We start from the raw sequence: 6,068 nt of genomic DNA, 5'->3' as shown, positions 1-6,068 counted from the left end.
TATGCCAGTTTCAGCCAAGCGCGGGGCATAACACATCAGGTGGTGTACAACCGTCGAGGTGAGCGAGTCATTGGGGCATACCACATCCAGCATGTAAACGGATATCACCGTCGGTTGAAAGAGTGGATGGAGCGGTTCCATGGGGTAGCGACCCACTATCTGAGAAATTATCTGGGTTGGCGAAGGATGTTGGAGCGCTACGGGCGGGAAGTGAATGTACCACGTTGCTTGCATGAGGCGCTGGGGCGCCCCATGCAACACGTAATTGGGACATAGCCTTTTTTATAGGCTTCAATCTGTCTGTTTGCATCATCCGGACGACAGGCCAGGTGTCTAAGCCAGCCAGTAACGGGGATCGTCATCCCCGCCCCTTCCGATGCCGCTCAGCGAAGGCTTAACCGCCGACGGCAATACGCTTCATGTCCTTCATGTAACCACGCAGGGTCTGGCCGATCTTCTCGATCGGGTGGTTGCGGGTCGCTTCGTTGGCAGCCAGCAAGGCCAGGTTGTCCACCGCCTTGCTCTCGGCACGGGCACTGCCCAGGTCCCCTGCTTGCAGAGTCGGCATGAAGTGCTCGCGCAGCAGCGGCACGGCGGCGTTGGCGAACAGGTAGTTGCCGTACTCCGCGGTATCGGAGATGACCACGTTCATCTCGTACAGACGCTTGCGGGCGACGGTGTTGGCGATCAGCGGCAGCTCGTGCAAAGACTCGTAGTAGGCGGACTCTTCATAGATGCCGGAGGCCACCATGGTTTCGAACGCCAGCTCGACACCCGCCTTGACCATGGCCACCATGACCACACCATTGTCGAAGTACTCCTGCTCGGCGATCTTGCCGGCATAGGCAGGGGCATTCTCGAAGGCGGACTTGCCGGTCTCTTCGCGCCAGCCGAACAGCTTGGCATCGTCTTCGGCCCAGTCAGCCATCATGCCGCGGGAGAACTCGCCGGCGATGATGTCATCCATGTGCTTCTCGAACAGCGGACGCATCAGGGTGCGCAGTTGCTCGGAGAGCTCGAAGGCACGCAGCTTGGCCGGGTTGGAGAGACGGTCCATCATCAAGCTGATGCCGCCCTGCTTCAGGGCCTCGGTGATGGTCTCCCAGCCGAACTGGATCAGCTTGCCGGCATAGGCCGGGTCGGTGCCCTCGGCAACCAGCTTGTCGTAGCAGAGCAGGGAACCGGCCTGCAGCATGCCGCACAGAATGGTCTGCTCGCCCATCAGGTCGGATTTCACTTCCGCGACGAAGGAAGATTCCAGCACGCCGGCACGGTCGCCACCGGTAGCAGAGGCCCACGCCTTGGCGATGGCCATGCCCTCACCCTGGGGATCATTCTCCGGGTGGACTGCGATCAGGGTCGGTACGCCGAAGCCGCGCTTGTACTCTTCACGCACTTCGGTGCCCGGGCATTTGGGTGCAACCATCACGACGGTGATGTCGGAGCGGATCTGCTGACCCTCTTCCACCACGTTGAAACCGTGGGAGTAACCAAGAGCGGCGCCCTGCTTCATCAGCGGCATCACGGTTTTGACGACGTCGGAGTGCTGCTTGTCCGGAGTCAGGTTCAGCACCAGATCGGCGGTCGGGATCAGCTCTTCATAGGTGCCGACCACGAAGCCGTTGTCGGTGGCCTTCTGCCAGGAGGCGCGCTTCTCGGTGATGGCGGCCTTGCGCAGGGCGTAGGAGATGTCCAGCCCGGAGTCGCGCATGTTCAGACCCTGGTTCAGGCCCTGGGCGCCACAGCCCACAATCACCACCTTCTTGCCCTTCAGCACGTTGCAGCCGTCCGCGAACTCTTCGCGCTGCATGAAACGACACTTGCCCAGCTGGGCCAACTGCTGACGCAGGTTCAAGGTGTTGAAATAGTTAGCCATGGTGATTGCTCCGTTCGATTGATTCCATGCCGGATAGCGGCGTTGTCGAAACCACTATAGCGCGGGACACTTATTGCCTGAACTGATATATTCGAAACAGTACGTTGCAGGAATTGAAATGTGATTTCCCGCAATCTCCCACCGCCGAGCCATCGTGCTACAGGGCGCCTGACAACGCCGCAGGAATAAAAAGATGGACCTTCGCAATCTCGAACTGTTTCTCCACCTCGCCGACTCCCTCCACTTCGGCAAAAGCGCCGATGCCATGGCGGTCAGCCCCTCCACCCTGAGCCGCGCCATCCAGCGACTGGAGCAGGAGACCGGCTGCGTGCTCTTCGAGCGGGACAACCGCTCGGTGCGGCTCACCCCTGCTGGTGACAAGCTACGGGAGTTTGGCGGTGCCTTGCTGCAGGAGTGGCGCCAACTCAAACAGGAGCTCAAGCGCAGCGACGAGCCGCTGCAAGGGCGGCTGCGGGTGTTCTGCTCGGTCACCGCCAGCTACTTTCTGCTGCCCGAGGTACTGGAACGCTTTCGTCGCCGTTATCCCCAGCTGGAGATCAAGCTGGAGACCGGCGACCCTGCACTGGCAGTGGACAAGATCCTGGCTGACGAAGCCGATCTCGCCATCGCAGCGAGGCCGGATGCGCTCTCGTCCAAGCTGGAATTCGCCAGCCTGCAACAAGTCCCTCTGGTGTTCATCGCCCCCCGCAATGCCCCCCAGCAGGGTCAGTGGTTCCCCCAGGGCGAACCTGACTGGGAGCGCCTGCCGCTGATCCTCTCCGAACAGGGGCTGGCCCGAAAGCGCTGTGATCAATGGTTTCGCAACAAGGGGATAGCTCCCAACATCTATGCAGAAGTGGCGGGCAACGAGGGCATCGTCGCCATGGTGGCCCTCGGCTTCGGTGTGGGTGTCGTGCCTGCCGCCGTCATCGATCACAGCCCCATGGGGGACAAGGTGCGTGTGGTCGAGCCCAAACCGGCGCTCAAGGCGTTCGACGTCGGTATCGCCGTGCTCAAGAAGCGGCTGGAAGAGCCGCTGATCCGCGCCTTCTGGGACACTGCACGCGGCCAGGGAGGCCTTCGCTGATCCGGCAGGCGTCGGAGCCACAGTGAGTGTCAAATGTATCAGTATTAAAGTGGGGGAGAAGAGGGGACACTGGCCGGCACCATCCAGCCACCATCAAGGAATAGAGCGTGAGCCAGCATCTTGTCGAAATCCGCAGTGCCATCCTGTTCGCAGAATATCTGCAAAGCCTCGGGGTCCAGCGCCATGAACTCGATCGGGAGCAGGAGATCTATCTCCAGGACAGGCACCTCGCCACGGTGCAATGCATTCAGGGGGAGCTGCGCTTTTATCTGCGCGCCAGCGCACTGGCCAGATCGTGATCCGCAATCGGTCACAGAACCCGCACGCAAAGCGTATTAGACTGGCACCATCCGCCCCCCTCGCCCCGGGGGCCACCATGAGGAGTGCCCATGAAACAAAGCGGCCTGGATCGGCTCTTCAAACCTCACTCGATTGCCGTCATCGGCGCCTCCAGTGATCCGCAGAAAGCAGGCCATGTGGTCATCCGGCACCTGCTGGCGGGTCAGTTCCAGGGCCCTATACTACCCGTAGCCCCCCGCAGCCAGGCCATCGCTGGCGTGCTCGCCTATCCGGACATAGAGAGCCTTCCCCTCTCCCCCGATCTCGCCATCGTCTGTACCCGGCGCGAACGGGTACTGCCGCTCATCGAGGAGCTCGGCAAGAAAGGAACTGGAGCCGCCATCATACTGGCCGCCCAGTTCTCCACTGACGAGCACCTGCGGCTCAAGCATCTGTGCCAGCAATACGGCATTCGGCTGCTCGGCCCCAACAGCATGGGCATGCTGCTCCCCGGGCAGGGTATCAACGCCAGCTTTTCCCCCATTGCAGCGACTCCGGGACAGGTGGCGTTTCTCTCCCAGTCGGCAGCGGTCAGCACCACCATCCTGGATTGGGCCAAGCAGCGCGAAATCGGCTTCTCGGCCTTCATCTCCCTGGGCGATCATTGCGACATCGACTTTGGCCAACTGCTGGATCAGCTCTCCCGGGACGGGACGACCCGCGCCATCCTGATCTACATGGACAAGCTGCACGATGCCAGGCACTTTCTCTCCGCCGCCCGTGCCGCCTCGCGCAACAAACCCATCCTGATCCTCAAGAGCGGTCGGCATGACCCGGCCAACGGTCTCGACAATGTCTATGATGCCGCCATCCGCCGAGCTGGCATGCTGCGCGTCCGGGATACCCACGAACTGTTTGCCACTGTCGAGACCCTGAGCCACTCCCTGACCCTCAAGGGGGAGCGGCTCGCCATCCTCTCCAACGGGCGCGGCCTCGCCAACATGGCCGCAGACGTACTGCTGTCTCGGGGAGGCAAGCTGGCGATGCCACCCCTCGACATCGGCAGCGATGCAGATATCGAGGCCTACAAGAGTGCACTCGAGACGCTGCTCCAAGGGGACAGTGCCGATGCCATCCTGCTGATCCATGCACCGTCCCTCACCGCCCGAGGTGTCACCCTCGCCAGCAACCTGAACGACTTCATCAAGCAGCATCCCAGGGCCAGACGATTCAACATCCTGACCAACTGGGCAGGCGAATACTCCGCCCAGGAGGGGAGACGCCTGTTCAATGAGGCGGGCATCCCGACCTATCGCACCCCGGAAAGCGCCGTCACGGCCTTCATGCACATGGTGGAATATCGCCGCAACCAGAAGCAGTTGATGGAAACACCGGCCTCCCTGCAGGGCGACAGGCTCGATGTCGAGCGCTGCCAGCAGCTCCTTGGGCAAGCGCTGGAGCGCCAGCAGCGGGTGCTGGACACCCACCTGGCCCATCCCATCTTGCAGGCAGCCGGGCTATCCACCCTCGCGACCTGGATCGTCTCCGATGCCATCGAAGCCGCACTGACTGCAGAACAGATTGGCTACCCCGTAGCGGTGAAGCTGCGATCTCCCGACATCGCCCACAAATCCGATGTACACGGTGTCATGCTGAACCTGCGCACCTCGGCAGAAGTCGCCCAGGCGGCAGATGCCATTCTGGACAGGGTACGTCAGCACGATCCTGGCGCCCGCATAGAAGGGCTGCTGGTACAACGCATGGCACGCCGCAGCGGGGGTCTGGAGCTACGGATCCGCTTGCAGCAGGATCCGGTCTTCGGCCCCGTCATCCTGCTCGGGGAATCCGGCGCCGAGCCCCGCGAAATGGTCGCGGCCCTTCCTCCCCTCAACCAGGCACTGGCTCGCTACCAGATCATTGGTGCCCTCAAGGACGGCAAGATCCGCGAGCAGGCCAGTCCGGTACGGCTCGATATCGACGCCCTCGGCCAGGTGCTGTGCCAGCTCTCCGAGCTGCTGCTGGCCTTCCCCGAGATACAAGAACTGGATCTGCACCCGCTGCTGGCCTGTGGCGAAGAGATGGTGATCCTGGATGCCCGGCTCGTCCTGGCAGAGCGAGGACAGCAAGTGCTGCCACTGGCCATTCGCCCCTATCCCACCGAGCTGGAAGAGGGTGCCTGGCTGAAAGATCAGAGTCATGTGCTGCTGCGCCCCATTCGCCCCGAAGACGAGCCGGCCCACAAGCAGTTCGTGCGGCAGGTGTCTGATGAAGACAGGTACAAACGTTTCTTCGCCGACGTGGGGGAGCTGGGGCATGAGGAGCTGGCCCGCATGACCCAGATCGATTATGACCGGGAAATGGCCTTCGTCGCCGTGGGTCAGGACGGCCCTTTTAGCCAGCAGATCCTGGGAGTGGTGCGAGCCATTGCCAGCCCGGATCAATCGGATGCGGAGTTTGCCATCCTGGTCCGCTCAGACTTGAAAGGGCTCGGACTCGGCAAGTTGATGATGGAAAAGATCGTGCGCTATGCCAGAGAGCGTGGCATAGGCCAGCTCTCTGGCATGACCATGCCCAGTAATCGCGGCATGATCAATCTGGCCAAACGGCTCGGTTTCAAGATCGATATTCAGCTGGAAGATGGGATAGTCAACATGGAGCTGCCCTGTGCTGATCAGGTTATATAACGATACAATCGTGGTGGTAAATCAACCAGATATGGATGGATAACGTGAATTTCAGGCAATAAAAAACCCCGCTCGAGTGAGCGGGGTTCTTCGTGTTGGGTGCCTGGCAGTGTCCTACTCTCGCATGGCGAATGCCACACTA

The 6,068-nt window shown here is 61.3% G+C and carries 4 protein-coding genes and 1 pseudogene; 4 read left to right on the top strand and 1 reads right to left on the bottom strand.

Going from position 1 to position 6,068, the window contains the following annotated elements; genetic code table 11:
• A pseudogene (locus AB5Y68_RS06320) lies at positions 1-276 on the top strand (IS1595 family transposase); the annotation flags it as partial.
• A 118-nt stretch (positions 277-394) separates the two neighbouring features.
• On the opposite strand, the gene ilvC reads toward AB5Y68_RS06320, so the two are convergent.
• A complete protein-coding gene (gene ilvC / locus AB5Y68_RS06315) occupies positions 395-1,876 on the bottom strand; it encodes a ketol-acid reductoisomerase (RefSeq protein ID WP_039041087.1) in 1,482 nt (493 codons plus the stop codon).
• Positions 1,877-2,069: 193 nt separating this feature from the next.
• On the opposite strand from ilvC, the gene ilvY reads away from it, so the two are divergent.
• The 3 genes from ilvY to AB5Y68_RS06300 all read left to right on the top strand — a co-directional run bounded on the left by ilvY (position 2,070) and on the right by AB5Y68_RS06300 (position 5,926).
• Positions 2,070-2,963 (top strand): HTH-type transcriptional activator IlvY, encoded by an 894-nt coding sequence (gene ilvY, locus AB5Y68_RS06310; RefSeq protein WP_010676123.1) that lies wholly within the window; start codon positions 2,070-2,072, stop codon positions 2,961-2,963.
• 107 nt (positions 2,964-3,070) lie between these two features.
• Positions 3,071-3,262: a hypothetical protein gene (locus tag AB5Y68_RS06305; RefSeq protein ID WP_010676124.1), complete on the top strand. Its 192-nt coding sequence runs from the start codon at positions 3,071-3,073 to the stop codon at positions 3,260-3,262.
• A 90-nt stretch (positions 3,263-3,352) separates the two neighbouring features.
• A complete protein-coding gene (locus AB5Y68_RS06300; RefSeq protein WP_368206970.1) occupies positions 3,353-5,926 on the top strand; it encodes a GNAT family N-acetyltransferase in 2,574 nt (857 codons plus the stop codon).
• The last annotated feature ends 142 nt before the right edge of the window (positions 5,927-6,068 follow it).

This window comes from Aeromonas sp. R6-1, from assembly GCF_040908165.1.
Taxonomy (GTDB): Bacteria; Pseudomonadota; Gammaproteobacteria; order Enterobacterales; family Aeromonadaceae; genus Aeromonas; species Aeromonas caviae.
The sequence above is the reverse complement of the archived record's forward strand: the minus strand, read 5'-3'. Positions and strand labels throughout refer to the sequence as shown.

Coding starts and splice junctions, on each gene's coding strand:
- ilvY (WP_010676123.1), top strand. CDS start 2,070: ATGGACCTTCGCAATCTCGAACTGTTTCTCCACCTCGCCGACTCCCTC.
- AB5Y68_RS06300 (WP_368206970.1), top strand. CDS start 3,353: ATGAAACAAAGCGGCCTGGATCGGCTCTTCAAACCTCACTCGATTGCC.
- ilvC (WP_039041087.1), bottom strand. CDS start 1,876: ATGGCTAACTATTTCAACACCTTGAACCTGCGTCAGCAGTTGGCCCAG.